Origin of the sequence: Paraburkholderia fungorum (assembly GCF_046027605.1) — a bacterium.
Classification (GTDB): domain Bacteria; phylum Pseudomonadota; class Gammaproteobacteria; order Burkholderiales; family Burkholderiaceae; genus Paraburkholderia; species Paraburkholderia fungorum_F.
This window is the reverse complement of sequence record NZ_JAQQEF010000001.1, coordinates 344,060-359,934: the sequence shown is the minus strand read 5'-3', so window position 1 is coordinate 359,934 and position 15,875 is coordinate 344,060. Positions and strand designations below refer to the sequence as shown.

Below are 15,875 nucleotides of genomic sequence, written 5' to 3'. Positions count from 1 at the left end.
TTTCGGGACTATTGAATGAAGAAGGTTTTGTCGTTTCTGGCGTCGCGCCTGTTCCTGGCACTGATGACGTCGATCGTCGTGGGTCTGGTCGTCTGGTTCGTCGGGCCGCTGATTGCGTTCGGCGCACTCAGGCCGCTGGCGGGCGCAGGGATGCGGGTGCTCGTGATCGCGTTGTTGTTGAGCGGGCTGTTGCTGTGGCTTGCACGCAAGCCGACCAGCATCGTGTTCGTGGCGGTGCTGTGTTTGCTGATCTGGTATGCGGCGCCGCTGCTCTCCTTCGGAAACGCGCAGCCGCTTGAATCGGCCGCTGCGCGGACGATAGCCATTGCAGTCGTGCTTGCGCTGTTTGCGATCTACGGGCTGTACCGCATGGTGCGCCTGATGCAGAGCGACGCGACGTTCCTGTCGCGAATAATGACGTTCGGTGACAGGCAAGAACCGTCCCCTGCGTCGGGCGCGCTCGTCGAGGTCGGCAGGATGACCGACGCGGCGCTCGATCGCTTGCGCTCGATGCGCACGGGTGCAAGTGGCGTGGGCCGTTTGTTTCAGGGCAAGCGCTATCTGTACGAGTTGCCGTGGTACATCACGTTGGGGTCGAAAGGCGTCGGCAAGACAACGGCGATGCTGAATGCCGGACTCGCCTTTCCGGGCGCCGAGCAGATTCAACAGGCGCTGACGCGGCGCGCCAGGGGTGACGGCACGGCGCATGTCGATTGGTGGCTTACGAACGAGGCGGTGCTGATCGACACCACCGGGCGTTATACGCGTCCCGGGCTGACATACGGGCGTGCTACGGACGCTGTCGTGGATGCCGGCAAGACAGCGAATTCGCCCGTTTCAATCACGTCGACGCATGCGGCACGGAAGGAGGACGCCACGTCGAAACGCGTGGATAGCGACGCGGATGTCCAAGCGGTTGATGTTGCGGAATGGCATGGGTTTCTTGCGTTGCTGCGCAAACACCGTCCGCGTGCGCCGATCAATGGCGCGCTGCTGACAGTCGACGTCGCGGAGATCATCGGTCCGGACGCGCCGACGCGTGCCGCGGCCGCTGCGGCATTGTCCGCGCGACTGGCCGAGTTGCGCCGCGATCTCGGGATCCGCTTTCCGGTCTATCTGATCGTCACCAGGATGGACGCTCTGACAGGCTTTGCCGAATACTTCGATTCGCTGACAGCAGAGGGCCGCTCGCAGGCATGGGGTATGACGTTGCCGCATGATATCCGGGCGATGGCGAAAGTCGGTCTGCGCGAGCGTTGCCAAACGGAACTTGATCTGTTGGCGGCCCGGCTCGCGGACGGTGTCAACACCCGCTTGCAGGACGAATACGACGAGGCCAGGCGTCGCAAGCTGGTGGCATTGCACGAGGAGTTCGCACTGCTGCTTCAGCCGTTGGGCGCGTTGATCGAGCGCGTATTCCTCGATTCCCGATATGACTCGACCCAGCGCGACGCGACCTTGCGCGGTGTCTATTTCACCAGCGCGCGGCAGGACAACCATACGATCGCTGCTGATCGTCACACGGTCATACAGCAACTCTGGACGGAACTGAAGCGTGTGCCCCGCGTCAAGACAGATGACACCGCCAGTCACCAGAGCTATTTCCTGCAGGATGTACTGACCCGCGTGGTGTTTCCGGAGGCCCATCTCGTGCGGCCGAATCTTCACTGGGAGTTCCGGTTCAGGCTGCTGAGGACGCTCGCACACGCGCTGTTGCTCGTGCTGTTTGCGTGGCTGGCGACGGGGGTGTGGACCAGCCTCGGTCACAACCGCGCCTATCTCGACAGTATTGGGCACAAGACCCAGGCGCTGGCCGCCAGGGTCACGCAACTCTACGCAAGCCCGAAACCTGAAGCGGTGCCCGATACGCTCACCGATGCGCAGTATCTGGCCACCTATCCGGGTCTTGATCTGTCCGCCCCTGACAGTGCTTATCGTTATGGTCTTTATATGGCGCGGGATGTGGCCATCGAAAGCCGCCACACCTACAACGCGCTCGAAGACAACCTGCTGCTGCCGCAAATCGTGCGACGCATGGAATCGGTACTGTCTGACGCGATTGCCGGCAAGAACGCCCAGACCGCCTACGACACGTTGCGCGCGTACCTGATGCTGCAGGACAGAGCCCGCTACAACGCCGACGAGGTCAAGGCATGGGTTCTCAACGACTGGTCTCGCACCGACAGCGCGGCGGCGTTTGGCGGGCGAGCCAGCATGATCGAACACGTCCAGCAACTGTTTTCGGGCGAGCGTGTCGTGCAGTCGCCGTTCGTCAGGAACGAAGCGCTCGTCGGGCAGGCACGCGCGTTTCTCGATAGTAACAACGCGACTCAGCGACTCTATGACCGCGCAAAAGCCGCCATGCGCAAAGAAGCGCCGCAAGAGTTCACGCTGTTGCGCGCCGTGGGCCCCCAGGCCGGGACGGTCTTCACGCGCGTGAGCGGTGAACCGCTTACGCGCGGTGTGCCAGGCCTTTTCACGTACGACGGCTACCGCAATCTGTTCGACAAGCGGCTACCGGAGTTTGCCCGCAAGGCCCGCGACGATGACGCGTGGGTGATGGGACGCAGCCTGCTCGGCGATGCTCAATATGATGCTCAAAAAAAAACCGCTGAAATCGTGAACCGGGTCGAGCCTGGCGATGATCCGCTGACCGGTGAAATCCGCCGGCAATATCTGCGCGAATACGCGCAGCAGTGGGATGCGTTTCTCGGCGATATCAGGCCGGTCACGGGGACGAGCCTCGCGTTCGATCTGCAGGTGCTCCGTCGCTTCGCCGCGCCCGATTCGCCGCTTGCGAGGCTTGCGCGCGCGGCGGTGAAAGAGACCACCTTGACCGCTCCGGACACGGACGAGGACCCGTCGTTCCTGCAAAAGGCCGCAGGTCGTTTGACACAGAAAGGCGAGCCGGTTCTCGGCATTCGTGCGGAGGAGCGACTCGAGCGCGAACTGGTCGACGGTCATTTTGCGGCCTTGCGTGAAGTGGTGACCGGTGCGGGCGACACGCCGTCAGCGACGCAAGCGGGCGGGCAATCCGCCGCTCAAGGCGGCGCGTTGCAGCTCGACAGTCTCGCGAGCCAGTTGAACAACTACTACACGGTACTCACGGTCGCAGACAACGCGCTGACCAATAACAGCATGCCGCCGGCGAGCGACGCCGCGCTCAGGCTCAAGCTGACCGCCGATACCTTGCCGGCGCCGCTGCGTGAAGTGCTGCGTGATCTGGCCGTGCAGGGATCGCTCGAGGTCAATCAGGGTATCGGGCAACTGCTGTCCCGGCAGATGGTTGCCACGCTCGGCGATGCGTGCCGGCTCACGGTGGAGGGCAATTTTCCGTTTTCGCCCGATGGCAAACAGGACGTGAGCATCGACGATTTCAACCGCGTGTTCGCGCAGGGCGGCGTTATCGACGACTTCTTTGCTAAAACACTCGCCCCGTTCGTGGACACATCCGCAAAGCCGTGGCGCTACCGGACACTGCCCGGCGCGACAGAACCGGTGCAGGGGCCGGCGTTGCAGTCGTTCGAGCGGGCCAAGGCGATTCGTGATGTGTTCTTTACCGAGTCCGGACAGAAAAAGCTCAGCTGGAAGGCGGACATCAGGATTGCTGAACTCGATCCGGTCATCACGGGTCTCGCGCTCGATATCGACGGCCAGGGCATGCAGTACCAGCACGGTCCCGTGCGCGCGTTTCCCGTGACGTGGCCAGGTCCGCAGGGTGGTGCGCATGCGGAGATCACGGCGAATCCGCGTATCCGTCCCGACACATCGACACTTTCCGTTGACGGGCCATGGGCGCTGATGCGTCTGCTGAAGAAAGGCACGCTGATCGATACCGCGACGCCGGGGCGCACGCGCGTCGAATTCGATTTCGATGGACGCAAGGCGGTGCTCGATATAGCAGGGGCCGGTAGTGTCGCCAATCCGCTGACGAGCGACGTGCTGAGTTCGTTTCATTGTCCGAGCTCCATGCCCACGTTCGGCTTGAACGACAGCGGGCCGCCGACGGGGTTGCCGATGGCGTTGCCAGCGGGCTTGCCGTTTGCCCGGGCGGAGTGATTGCAATGGAGCGAAGCGGGACGTTCGAGGAAGGACAGCGCAATCGCGATTGGGAGTGGTCGCTGGGAATGGCCGCTCTTCATAGGAGATACATGATGAGAGAGACACGGATGGCGAGTCGATGCCGGGGTGCGGTGTGCGCCGCTGGTTTCCGCCAATGGCGTATCGACTCAGGCACCGCCCGGAGGACACGCTAATGCGCGGCATTCCCTCCCTCCGGACGCTGTCAGTCAGTGGCGCGGCATTACCAGCTTCACCCCTGGGCGGTCCAGCCCTCGAACTACGTTCTATCGATGGCGAAGAAGCGCTATCCGAAATCTATACCTACACACTGAACCTGATCACACCCGCCGAGCCGCTGTTTCCAGACCGTGCCGCCGCCAACCTCGATCTGAAGGCGATGATCGGCAAGGAGCTGACCGTGTCGATCCAGCTCGACGGCATGGGCACGCTGGTACCAGGCGGCGTCGGCCTCAGCGGTGCAGCGAACCTCGGCTGTGGTACCCGCGAGATCAGCGGCATCGTGGCCGAAGCAGCGTTTGTGGGGCAGCTGAACCGTCAGAGCGAGTACCGGTTGACCCTGCGGCCGTGGCTCTACCTGGCCGACCAGAGCAGCGACTACCGCATCTTCCAGCAGCGCAGCGTGGTGCAGATCATTGACGAGGTGCTGAAGGACTATGTGTACGCCTACGACAAGCGCCTGGGCGACAGCTATCCGGTGCTGGACTACCAGGTGCAGTACGGCGAGACGGACTTCGCATTTATCCAGCGTCTGATGCAGGAACACGGCATCTACTGGTTCTTCGAGCATTCGAGGGGCGTGCACCGGCTGGTGCTGGTCGATCACGTGGGCGCGCACCGGCCGGTGGAGAGCGAAGCGTACCGGCGCCTGTCGTATTTCCCGCCGGGACACAAGGTCGATGCGGAGTACGTGCACGCGTTCGACACGGTGGAGCTTATCCGGCATGGCCGCTGGGTGACAGACGACTTCGACTTCGAGCGGCCGCAGGCGAGGCTTGCAATGGTTAACACGCTGGCGCGCCAGACGGCCCACAACCAGCTCGAACGCTACGAATGGCCGGGTGACTTCACGGACCCGGACCACGGCCGGCAGATTGCGCGGGTGCGCATGGAGGAGGCGTTTGCATCGGGTGAACGGGCCAACGGTGAGGGCAACCTGCGGGCGGTGGTGTGCGGTACCACGTTCCGGCTCGCGGGCTATCCGCAGGAGGCCGCGAACCGGGAGTATCTGGTGATCAGTGCGCGGCTCACGGCGAGCGAGACGGGGCAGGCGAGTGGCGAGGCGGCATATAGCGTCGTGAGCCGGTTTGTGGTGCAGCCCGCTACGACGATGTACCGGCCGCCGCGCACGGTCAACAAACCACGCACGAGCGGCCCGCAGACGGCGATGGTGACCGGGCCGAAGGGACAGGAAATCTGGACGGACCAGTACGGGCGGGTGAAGCTGAAATTCCACTGGGACCGCTCGGCGGTGATGGATCAGGGCTCGTCGTGCTGGGTGCGGGTGTCGTATCCGTGGGCGGGGAGCAACTTCGGTGGGGTCAACATTCCGCGCGTGGGAACGGAGGTCATTGTGGACTTCGAGAACGGGGATCCGGATCGGCCGATTGTGACAGGGCGCGTATTCAACGCGTTGTCGATGCCGCCGTGGGACTTGCCGGGGAATGCGACGCAGAGCGGGATTCTGACGCGTTCGATGAAGGGGCATTACGGCACGGCTAATGCCATTCGCTTCGAGGATAGAGAGGGTTCCGAGGAAGTCTGGATACAAGCCGAAAAAAACATGCGTACCGAAGTGGAGAACGACGAGTCGCATGTGGTCAGACACAACCGCATGAAGACGGTCGAGAACGACGAGAGCACGACGGTCGGTCACAACCGCACGGAAAGCGTCGGCAACGATGAGCACGTCGATGTCACTCGCAACCGGCGTCACAACGTCGGTCAAGATGCGTTTCTCGATGTCGGCCAAACCCATACGCTACGCGTCGGTAAAGACCGCGTTGAACAGATCGGCAATCACCGCAAGGACACTATCGCGGCGAACCATATTGTCGAAATTGGCGGACATTCCGAGCACACGGTACAGGGGCATTTTCGGCTAGAGGCGGGCCAGGCAATCGGGCTCAAGACCAGCGTCTTCCAGTTGCAGGCCGGTCAATCGGCAAAGTTCATCGGCCCCGCAGGGGCGATCACGCTCGACGGAAATGGGATCACGCTGGAAGCCGTGAGGATCACTTTTAAAGGTCCGATTCAGTCGAGTACAGGATGGGTAAAAAACGCGCTGGATGTCCGTTCGGAAGTGCGGAACGGCGTGCCTTTCGATCTGGCGTTTTTTCCGTTCTCCGGCTAGCTCCGCAATTTCCTGCGCCGCTTTGGCCGTCAGAAACAACCAGCAAGCAAGCTCATGATTATTACGTTTCCGTTTGAGGATGATCCTTACTACAGCGCGGCGCAACCGCCGTCCTATACGCAGTCACAAGGTGCAGCGCTGACTACTCCCGCCTTGGTGCGGAAATACATTGATCTCGCGAAACACGTCGCGGGCGGCGTGTTTCCGGTCGGCATGAACCGTTTCTGGCATGGCGGCGTGCATCTGAGCGGCACGAGGCCCATACGAGCGGTTGCCGACGGCACGATCGTCGCGTATCGACTGGAGACCGACTACAGGGATAGTGCGCTCGCGGCCCTTGTCGCAGCGGCAGAACCCAGGAATTCGAAACCGGCTGCGCCGCGGCAGTTTAGCGGCAGTTTTGTGCTGATACGGCATGAGTGCGAGAAGAACAATGGCGCGACGTCGATCAATCGCTATACAGGTGCGCATTTCTATTCGTTGTACGCGAACGTGATGCCCGCCAGAGAGATGAACGAGAAGCGTGTGCTGCCGCCGTTCGTGACGACTGGCGAAAGTCTGATGTCCGTCAGCGCGCTGCGCGGCGATGAGGTCACGGTGCTGGCGGTGAACGGCGACGGTCACAGAATGACGAAAGTCCGCGTGACGGATATCAACAACCTGAATACCGTCGAAGGCTGGATCGAGCAGATGTATCTGGATATTGATCCTGCCGTGCCGCTTGCTGTTGCGGCGAAAGTCAGGCTTGGATATCCGATTTCTTGGTTGTTCGCCAATCATCCGTCGGAGAAAAAGTGGCGCGCGCTCGACTGTGTCAAACGGATTGAGTATCCGGTGCGTGTCGGGGAAGTGATCGGCTATGCGGGGAAGACGGATACGCAACTCGGCGTTCTTCCGGATAGTTTTCACTTCGAGATATTCACGGCGGAGAACTTGCTTGTGAAGCCGATGAAGTCGTTGCGGCCGTTGGATGTCAGGGATCCCAGTTCGTCGCATCAGGACTATGTGGATGGAAGTAGAAGTGATGGTATGGGGAAGGTTTGGTTGACAAGGAATGCGCATCTTGCAACAGGGAATTTTTCGAGCGCTGGCCGTTTGTCTGCGTCCGACATGAAGTTCTTCCCTGCGGGTTCTTGCTTTGTCTCAGCAATTCCTTGCGCAATGGACGGCTCACAACCGGATGAGATCGATAAATACGTGTGCGTCAGGCTTTACGACCTTAGCGGCAACGGTTATTACGCATTTACCGATCAGACGCGAGCAACGGCTGATAGTCGCAATTTCGTCCACGATTCGTGGGTTACGCTAACGACCGACAGTGACTGGTCCGCTCGGGGTTGGCAATCATACGAGGACAAGGAACTGAACGCCGAGGCGGACGCTTTCGTCGAAGACGACGATGCGATGATGCAGAAGATACTGAGCGCAGCTCATAAATCTTCCGTAAACCTAAACCTTAATGATCTGCACGCCGAGGGCGTGGATGCAATATTACGCAACACTGCGGTCCGCTTTCATACCGAATGGGACAAGGACCACAACGAAGCACGCTATCAGAAACTGAGGACCGGTGCTAACCCGCCTCTTCCCCAACTGACCAGTACACAGTTCAGCGCTTTCATACAGGACGCGGAGAAACAACAATTCTGGTCTGAGGCGCGAGTCAGCAACGACGGGGTGAACGGTGTCAATCTGACACCCTTGTCAACACCGATGGATGCGGAAAACTGGCATTTTCATCCCATCGGATTCCTGGCGCAGATGCGCGAGTGCCTAGCGACTGACGTGAAACTTTCCGAGGAGTACTTCGAGCAGGAAATTCGAGGGAGCTGGAACATTGGTCTGAAGCTGATTGATAAACGACTGGAACAACTCAAGCCGTGGGCCGACTCTCACGCAGTATTACCGACGGCCCCTTCGCCATTACCGGCCATCGTTCGGGAGTACGCGACGCTGCATACGATTCACAACCTTAAATATACGGATTTGTGGTCGAATTTCGAATACTGGTTTGGTGTTACGCCAAATACCCCAACGGGGCCTGAGACGCTACATGGGCCGCTTGCCAGCGCGCCCGCCGGACATCATGTTTATACCTACCTGGTGGGCATGAAGGTATTTTTTAAGCACATTTCAATGCGGCGCGTTATGAAAGGGGCGCTCGGATTTGAAGCAGGCGCATGGGTATATCCTGAGAAGTTTCCTAATGAGACGCTGGCGCCTGCCCAGTCGGGTTTTCAGATGGAATACATCAATATTGGTTGCCAGTACGGCCTGTTCTACCGTTCGTTCAAGAAAGAAGATCCGGTAGACCAGAATCGCATGCAGATACAACTCCACGAAGTGGCGCACTTGAGAAAGACCGCTCATGCGAACGACCACAAGATCAAATTGTCGGCCGTCACATCAGATGCTAATCACTTCGATGATGGAAAAGCTGCATATGGTGCAGCGAGGGCCCGGGTACTTGCCGAGTTCAGTCCGAATCGCGCGTTGGCCAACGCGGAGAACATTGCATTTTTTATTGAGAGCGCCAAGGATGAGCCGTAATCGATCGCTACTGACTTGCACCAGATTCACAATTTCAATATTTGCTGCGACCGCGTTGCTCGCATGCTCGACGTCATCGTCCATGCAGGCTGACGCCTCATCGTCCGAAAAAAAGGATAGTGCCATGACAGACGTTCGAAGTTCCGGCACTGGTGCGAACCAGACGGATGTCGTTCCAGATAACAGAGTCAACTGGATCAAGAATCCATTGATTACTCAGATCAGATTTGCCGGTTCGTCGTTGCTAAGCGACGCCGTCGAGATACGGTATTGGATTTCCGTTACCAACCCCAGCGGGCGCGATGCCAAAACCACAGGTATGCCAACACCTGACGGGCCAAAGGTGCGGCTTTATTCAGAGGGAAAAGAGATACAGCCGTCTCCAACGCGCGATAGTGGGATCTTGCCATATCGTGCCGCTCCGAGAGACGAAGAGATCAAACGATATGCTTATGTGATGAAGGCAAAAGAACTTTGGAAAAGCGACGTGGCCGATGAATTCGTAATTATGAACAGCCAATTACTTACGGGCACGCACGTCTATGAGATTGTCTATTGGCAAAGCCAGCTCGACTGGATCGACGTACGCGAAGTGCTTGACCGTACCGATGCACAGGGCAAAGGTCGGATGCGCTACCCAATCACCGACAACGCACCATCGAACCGTCTTTATTTCAAGATCTATAAGCCGACCGACGAGGAGGCGGCCAAAGGCCAAAAGATCGGGTTTCTTGGCGAGGTCGACGCCCGGACCCAAGTACCGGTATTTCCATATGCACGCCCCGGCGATTTTTCACCACGAACCGGTTACTGGCAAGCCGCCGGAAAGAGCATCGAAGCACTCGGTGGTTATCACGAAGTCTTCGTCAAGGAAGGTAGTTCGATGCCCAATCTGCCGGGCGACGTCGGCGTGGATCCGTTCAGTTTCCAGTGGAAATATGTCGGCGAGCAAGGGCATGCGCATGGTGCAGGTGCTGCGCGATGAGACGGTGCGCACCTATGTCTATTCGCCGGAGTCGGCCTATCAGCCGATGGCGCGGGTGGACCAGACTGTCGTTAGTGTTGACGGGCAGCGTCGCGCGGGTGGGCGACGGGTGGTTTGGCATCATCATGCGCACGATAATGGTCAGGTGTACGACGTTACTGATACGACTGGCGATGTGGTGTGGGAACCGCGATTCTCTGGTTTTGGAGAATTCAGAGGGGCCGAGCGGCGCGGCGACAGGCTGTTCGATGAACCGCTAAGGTTCGCGGGGCAGTATGCGGACGAGGAAACGGGACTGCATTACAACACCTTCCGGTACTATGATCCGGGAACGGGACGGTTTGTTAGTCAGGATCCGATTGGGTTGGCGGGAGGGGTTAATCTTTATCAATATGCGCCCAATCCTCTGCGGTGGATTGATCCGCTTGGATTGATGGTTCTCTACCGTGGCATGAGTCTTTCAGAGTACGGAGACTTAATGACCGATGGTATATGGAAAGCAGGACAAGGCACCATGGAAGGAAAATGGTTTGCCGAGACCTATAAGGATGCCGTCACATGGGGAAATAAAATGGGGCATGGAGGCGATGCCTTTAGAGTCGTACAAGTTGATGTACCAGATAACATTGCAGCCAACATGCACGCGGATCCTCATTTAGATGGAATAGGCCCCGCACGATATGCGCAATTGGAAGATTTGAACAATCCAAAAACAAAGGTAACGTGGAGCAAGGAAGTTTCTGCGTCAAAGTGCTAAGGGAGACGGTATGGGTGATGTAGAGTTGAGATGGTTCCGTGCGGAAGATGGTGGTAGAAAAACCCCTCCTTCAGCGGGACGGTATTTTGCGGTTGCCCGATTTGCTGAAGATGTTCTTTGGCAAAACAATGCGTGGAGCGTTGTTTTTGATTTGAGCGAACCAGTGTTGAAAGATGGTAATTTCATCAGCAAAGGGAGAGTTAGCTTCTTGGTGGATGCGGCACCTAAAGAAAGGCTGTTGACCTGTGGTTCTTTCGATATATACGAAGGGCCGAAGAAAGTTGCAACTGTGCTTCGAGTAGAGAAAAGTGTTTGGTCGTCAGATTAATAATCTCGATGCAAAGGGCTGCTGACACGACCCTTTGTTTCAGCGTTCAGTGATTTGAGCGAGCCATACGCTGCGCAACGGATCACTCTGTGCAGCGTGCGAGCGCTTTATTAACGCGAGACGGGCTTCCTGCAGGGCGCGACCCACGTGGCAAAAGGCGCACACAAGGAAGAGGTGCATCTCCGGGAGGCGCTCGGCCGCCTGACCGGGCGCGTCGGCGAACACAGCCGCACGGCGTACCGGTATGACGCGCTGGGCCAGCTGACAGAAGCCTGCCGCACCCCGACAGAAGCCGGCGTGGCGCTGGGCATCGAATGCGACACGGTGCAGTTCGACTACGACGCAGTGGGCCAGTTGCTGGCTGAGCATGGCGTGCATGGCACGCTGACGTATGAACGTGACGCGCTGGGCAACCCGCTCACACTGAGCCTGCCGCAGGGCCAGCGTATCGGAACCCTGTATTACGGATCGGGCCACGTGCACCAGATGCGTTTCAACGATGCCGTTATCGCGGACTTCGAGCGCGACGACCTGCACCGGGAAATCGTGCGCACGCAGGGGAGGCTGGCCACGCATACCGGCTATACGCAGCTTGGGCAGGTCGCGTGGCAGCGCGCGAGTGTGACGGATCCGGCGCGGCCAGGCATTCCGGGAGAAGCGGAGAGCGAGCTGTGGCGGCGCTATACCTACGGGAGTGATGACGAGCTGAGCGGGATCCACGACCGGCATGCGGGGCATACGCTCTATGAGTACGACCGCGCGGGGCAGCTGGTGCGGCGCAGTGCGAGCGGCTCAACCCGGCGAGCATCGCATCGATATGCTGCCAATGCGGCGCGATGTAGTCGACCACCGGCTGATAGCGCGCAATATTTCCCATGTACACGGGCGAACGGCGGATGCCGTAACGCAGGGCCGACTGCCCGAGGATGCCGCGTTGAAGAACGTCGAGCGTTTCGGCGTCGAACGGATTGGCATGGTGCCCGCATTCGCTTTCCATGACGGCGGCAAAGCGGCGGATTCGATCCTCCTTTTCCTGCTCATGCTCGATCAGAAAACTCGCGCGGCTCTCCTTGACGGTCAGCCAGACGGCGCTGCGCAAAATCAGATCGATGCCGTAAGTCGCTTCCAGTTCGGCGAGCGGTGCGGCAAAGTTGTACGTTTCGGCGCGCTGAACCACTTCGACACGTCGAATCACCGGGCAAAAATCCCGATTGCCCGGCAGATTGTCGCGCACGCGCCAACGCGTGTTGTTGACTGGCGTGCCTACGACGAATTCCTCGGGATTCACTGCGTCGACATAGTTTCCCCGGGACACGCCGGGCGCGTCCAACGGCTCCGGCATGAGCCATTCATAGAAAAAGCAGGCGCGCCGCGCATAGGCGCCGGTGGGTTCGCGGGCGATCCATGCCTCCAGTTCCTGGCGCACGGATGGCGCGCATAGAGCCGCGCGAGGAATTCCAGATGAATGCCCTCGTGCCGGAAGGCGAAAGTCAGGTTATCGGTCACGCTGGCGGTGGGCCGATAAGGCTCGGGGTAAATCTCGCGGCGGATGTTGCCGTCGGTGGACGTTGAGCGAGTCCGGCCGATTTCGCTCTGAACGGCGAACGGCTGGACCGGTACGATGCCGTACCTGTTGGATAGCCATTGATAACCGATCTGCGGCATATTTCGATCCGTTGGCTAAAACGCGCACAAGGACACGTTGTCTCGCTCCGTTTCGCTCCGTTTCTATTACTCGGCTCGCAAAACGATTAGAAAATGCCAGTTTTCTGAAAAAACGATTATTTGTCGCCTGCAGAGGCCGCGTTTTCAGGTTCGGCCGCCCCGACCATCCACCCAAACCGCCGCGACAATCTCAGGGTCGCCGCGCGCAGCGTCTGCGCCGGGCCGCCCGCGAGGTCGCTGTCGAAGCTGCCGCTCGGTCCCATCAGAGCGAGCACGAGGCAGATGCTGCCGGTATGGTCCAGCACCGGCGCGGCCAAGGTATTGATGCCCGGCACTGGGCGGCTCAATGCCGTGTCGATACCGTCCGCGCGAATTTGCGCGAGCCGTTGCGCGTAGGCTTTTGTTAGCTGCGGCTGCGGCTGCGGCTGCGGCTGCGATGGCGATGACGATGCAAAAATCTCCCTCTCCTCAGCCCCCGCCAGCCGCAAATGATCCTGCGCCAGCAGACCATTACGCACATCGTCCGCGACATAAGCCGCGAAGACACGCCCAATCGCCGTATTCACCAGCGACATCACCGTGCCGACCCGCAAGCTCACATGCAGCGGCCGGGCCGATTCTTCCAGGCGCACGACGGTCGGCCCGAGCGGCCCGAGCACCGCCATCGCGACACTCATCCCCGTCGACGTCGCCAGTTCGACCACTTCCGGCTCGGCTTCCCGCGTCGGCGACAACCGTTGCAAGCCGATCAGCCCCAGTTCAAGCGCTAAAGGCCCGGCTTCGAAGCAGCCGGCCGCATCGCGGTTCAGCAAACCGATCTTGAGCAGACTCACCAGATGCGGAAACGCCTTGGCGGGCGGCATGCCGGCAGCCGCCGCCAGATCGCGCAAGCTCAATGGCCGAGCCGCCGCAACGAGCGCACCAAGCAACTCGCCGGTGCTATCGAGTGACTGGATGCCACGCTGCGGTTTCGCATCGACGGACGCAGCGGATGCAGTAGAAGTAGCCGAAGTAGAAGAAGCCCCGGAGGCCGTGTCAGAACGAGAGAGAGAATCGGTCACGATGCAGAAGAAGCGAACAAGGAGGGTACTGCCGCAAGCTCGGCGCTGATATTGTGAGCCGCAGCAAGCAGCGCGCGAGCCGTCGGACCATCGGCGGCGACATCGATCGCGCCCGTCGAGCCGATCGCCGTCAGCGCGAGGCACAAGCGGCCGTCCGCATCGAGCACCGGCACGCTCAAACTGCTGATGCCAGGGCTCGGCGCATCGACGCTGCATTCCAACCCGCGTGCGCGGATGGCATCCAGAACCGCCTCGAAAGCGGTGCATTCATCGGGCGGCGTCATCGCGCTACTCGCAGTACCGGACTGATTCGCCCACATCGCTTCGAGCGCCTCGCCTGGCAGATAAGCGCAAAACACGCGACCCGTCGACGTAGCCGGCAGCGACATCACCGTACCCACATGCAGATTCACATGCAGAGGAAAGCCCGCATGCTCATAGCGGACGATGGTCGGCCCCTGCGGCCCGGCAATACAGATCGCGACGCTGAAGCCGATCGTCTCGGCCAAAGCCGCGACGCGCGGCACGGCGGCGCGAAACGCCGGCTGGTTCTCCAGATGCATCAATCCAAGCCGCAACGACAGCGGCCCCGGTTCATAACGGCCCGACAGCTCGTCGCGTTTGATCAGACCCAAGCGGCTCAAGCTCACCAGATAAGCATGGGCCTGCCCCGGTGCAATCTGCGCGGCGGCGGCGAGATCGGATAAAGCCAGCGGCGTGCGCGCCTGCGCGAGCGCCAGCAACACGCGGCCGCCCACTTCAACGCTCTGAATTCCGCGCTGCGTCTTGCCGCCATCCGTTGTCTCGCTGCCGCCCGCGCCTTTGCCGGCGACCGGTTTCGCTGCTTTGCTCACACCGTGCTCATCCGTAAAAAAGGGTCCATGTTAGCCGAAGCCCCGCGCCAAAATCCGCGCCCTCCTATCCTCATCTTAGGCGTTTATAAATTTGTGTATAGCGATACATTTCGCTATTGACAAATAAACGGGCGCGGCCATAAGATGCATTCACCCCGACGTACCGGTGCAGTCACAGAGTCAAAACGGGGCGAGACAATCCTCCAATACAGTCAGTCCGCGCGTCTGAATGCGCTGCCGGCCGTCTCGCCTCACGTCCAACTTTTGAGGGAGACAAGCATGGCAAAGGCATTCGCATCCCAGGCCGATCTGGAAGTCAAGAAAGTCACATGGACCAAGTTGTCGGAGAACGCCTATGCGTACACCGCGGAAGGCGATCCGAACTCGGGCGTGATCATCGGTGACGACGGCGTGCTGATCGTCGATACCACTGCCACGCCGGCCATGGCGCAAGACCTCATCGCGAAAATTCGCAGCGTCACCGACAAGCCGATCAAATACGTCGTGCTGTCGCATTACCACGCGGTGCGCGTGCTCGGCGCGTCGGCGTATTTCGAGGAAGGCGCGCAGCAGGTCATCGCGAGCCGCGGCACGTACGAGATGATCGTCGAGCGCGGCGAAGCGGATATGAAGTCGGAGATCGAACGCTTCCCGCGTCTGTTTGCCGGCGTCGAAACGGTGCCGGGCCTGACGTGGCCGACGCTCGTGTTCGAAAAAGAAATGACGTTGTTCCTCGGCAAGCTTGAAGTGCGCATCGCGCATCTGGGCGCGGGTCACACGAAGGGCGACACGATCGTGTGGCTGCCGTCGCAAAAGGTGTTGTTCTCCGGCGACCTCGTCGAATACGACGCGGCCTGCTATTGCGGCGATGCGCAACTCGAACAATGGCCGGCCACGCTCGAAGCGCTGCGCGCGTTGAAGGCCGACAAGCTGGTGCCGGGCCGCGGTCCCGCATTGACCACGCCGGAAGATGTCAACAAGGGCCTCGACTACACGAAAGATTTCGTCACCACGCTGCTGCAGCAAGGCCGCGAAGCCGTCGAACAAAAGCTCGATCTGAAGGCCGCAATGGCGCACACGCGCAAGGCGATGGACCCGAAATTCGGCCACGTGTTCATCTACGAACACTGCCTGCCGTTCGACGTTTCACGTGCGTTCGACGAAGCGAGCGGCATCACGCATCCGCGCATCTGGACCGCGCAGCGCGACAAGGAAATGTGGGACGCGCTGCAAGCCTGATAA

Annotated in this window: 11 protein-coding genes; 9 read left to right on the top strand and 2 right to left on the bottom strand. The window is 60.0% G+C overall.

Annotated elements, in window-relative coordinates; genetic code table 11:
• The first annotated feature begins 15 nt into the window (after window positions 1-15).
• The 8 genes from tssM (at window position 16) to PQR53_RS01465 (ending at window position 12,494) form a co-directional block, all read left to right on the top strand.
• Window positions 16-4,059, top strand: coding sequence for a type VI secretion system membrane subunit TssM (gene tssM / locus PQR53_RS01500; protein WP_408450804.1), 4,044 nt, complete (start codon window positions 16-18; stop codon window positions 4,057-4,059).
• Window positions 4,060-4,255: 196 nt separating this feature from the next.
• Window positions 4,256-6,433, top strand: a complete 2,178-nt coding sequence (locus tag PQR53_RS01495; RefSeq protein ID WP_408450803.1) for a type VI secretion system Vgr family protein — start codon at window positions 4,256-4,258, stop codon at window positions 6,431-6,433.
• A gap of 54 nt (window positions 6,434-6,487) precedes the next feature.
• Entirely contained in the window at window positions 6,488-8,983 is a 2,496-nt protein-coding gene (locus tag PQR53_RS01490; RefSeq protein WP_408450802.1) for a hypothetical protein, read from the top strand.
• Between the two features lie 124 nt (window positions 8,984-9,107).
• The gene (locus PQR53_RS01485; RefSeq protein ID WP_408450801.1) at window positions 9,108-9,968 is read left to right on the top strand and encodes a hypothetical protein; all 861 of its coding nucleotides are present in this window, start codon (window positions 9,108-9,110) and stop codon (window positions 9,966-9,968) included.
• Window positions 9,946-10,725, top strand: coding sequence for an RHS repeat-associated core domain-containing protein (locus PQR53_RS01480; RefSeq protein ID WP_408450800.1), 780 nt, complete (start codon window positions 9,946-9,948; stop codon window positions 10,723-10,725). Before PQR53_RS01485 ends, PQR53_RS01480 begins: the two co-directional genes overlap by 23 nt.
• Window positions 10,726-10,735: 10 nt before the next feature.
• Window positions 10,736-11,053, top strand: coding sequence for a hypothetical protein (locus tag PQR53_RS01475; RefSeq protein WP_408450799.1), 318 nt, complete (start codon window positions 10,736-10,738; stop codon window positions 11,051-11,053).
• Window positions 11,054-11,200: 147 nt separating this feature from the next.
• Complete coding sequence (locus tag PQR53_RS01470) at window positions 11,201-12,052, top strand: hypothetical protein (protein ID WP_408450798.1); 852 nt, start codon at window positions 11,201-11,203, stop codon at window positions 12,050-12,052.
• The gene (locus tag PQR53_RS01465) at window positions 11,988-12,494 is read left to right on the top strand and encodes a hypothetical protein (RefSeq protein WP_408450797.1); all 507 of its coding nucleotides are present in this window, start codon (window positions 11,988-11,990) and stop codon (window positions 12,492-12,494) included. The genes PQR53_RS01470 and PQR53_RS01465 overlap by 65 nt, the downstream gene beginning before the upstream one ends.
• A gap of 340 nt (window positions 12,495-12,834) precedes the next feature.
• Here the strand turns inward: PQR53_RS01465 and PQR53_RS01460 are convergent, their stop codons facing one another.
• A complete protein-coding gene (locus PQR53_RS01460; RefSeq protein ID WP_408451152.1) occupies window positions 12,835-13,674 on the bottom strand; it encodes an IclR family transcriptional regulator in 840 nt (279 codons plus the stop codon).
• 101 nt (window positions 13,675-13,775) lie between these two features.
• Window positions 13,776-14,633 carry an IclR family transcriptional regulator gene (locus PQR53_RS01455; RefSeq protein ID WP_408450796.1) on the bottom strand — a complete coding sequence of 286 codons (858 nt, stop codon included), beginning with the start codon at window positions 14,631-14,633 and terminating at the stop codon, window positions 13,776-13,778.
• A gap of 279 nt (window positions 14,634-14,912) precedes the next feature.
• Between PQR53_RS01455 and PQR53_RS01450 the strand changes: the two genes are divergently transcribed.
• A complete protein-coding gene (locus PQR53_RS01450; RefSeq protein ID WP_408340945.1) occupies window positions 14,913-15,872 on the top strand; it encodes an MBL fold metallo-hydrolase in 960 nt (319 codons plus the stop codon).
• Window positions 15,873-15,875 lie beyond the last annotated feature (3 nt).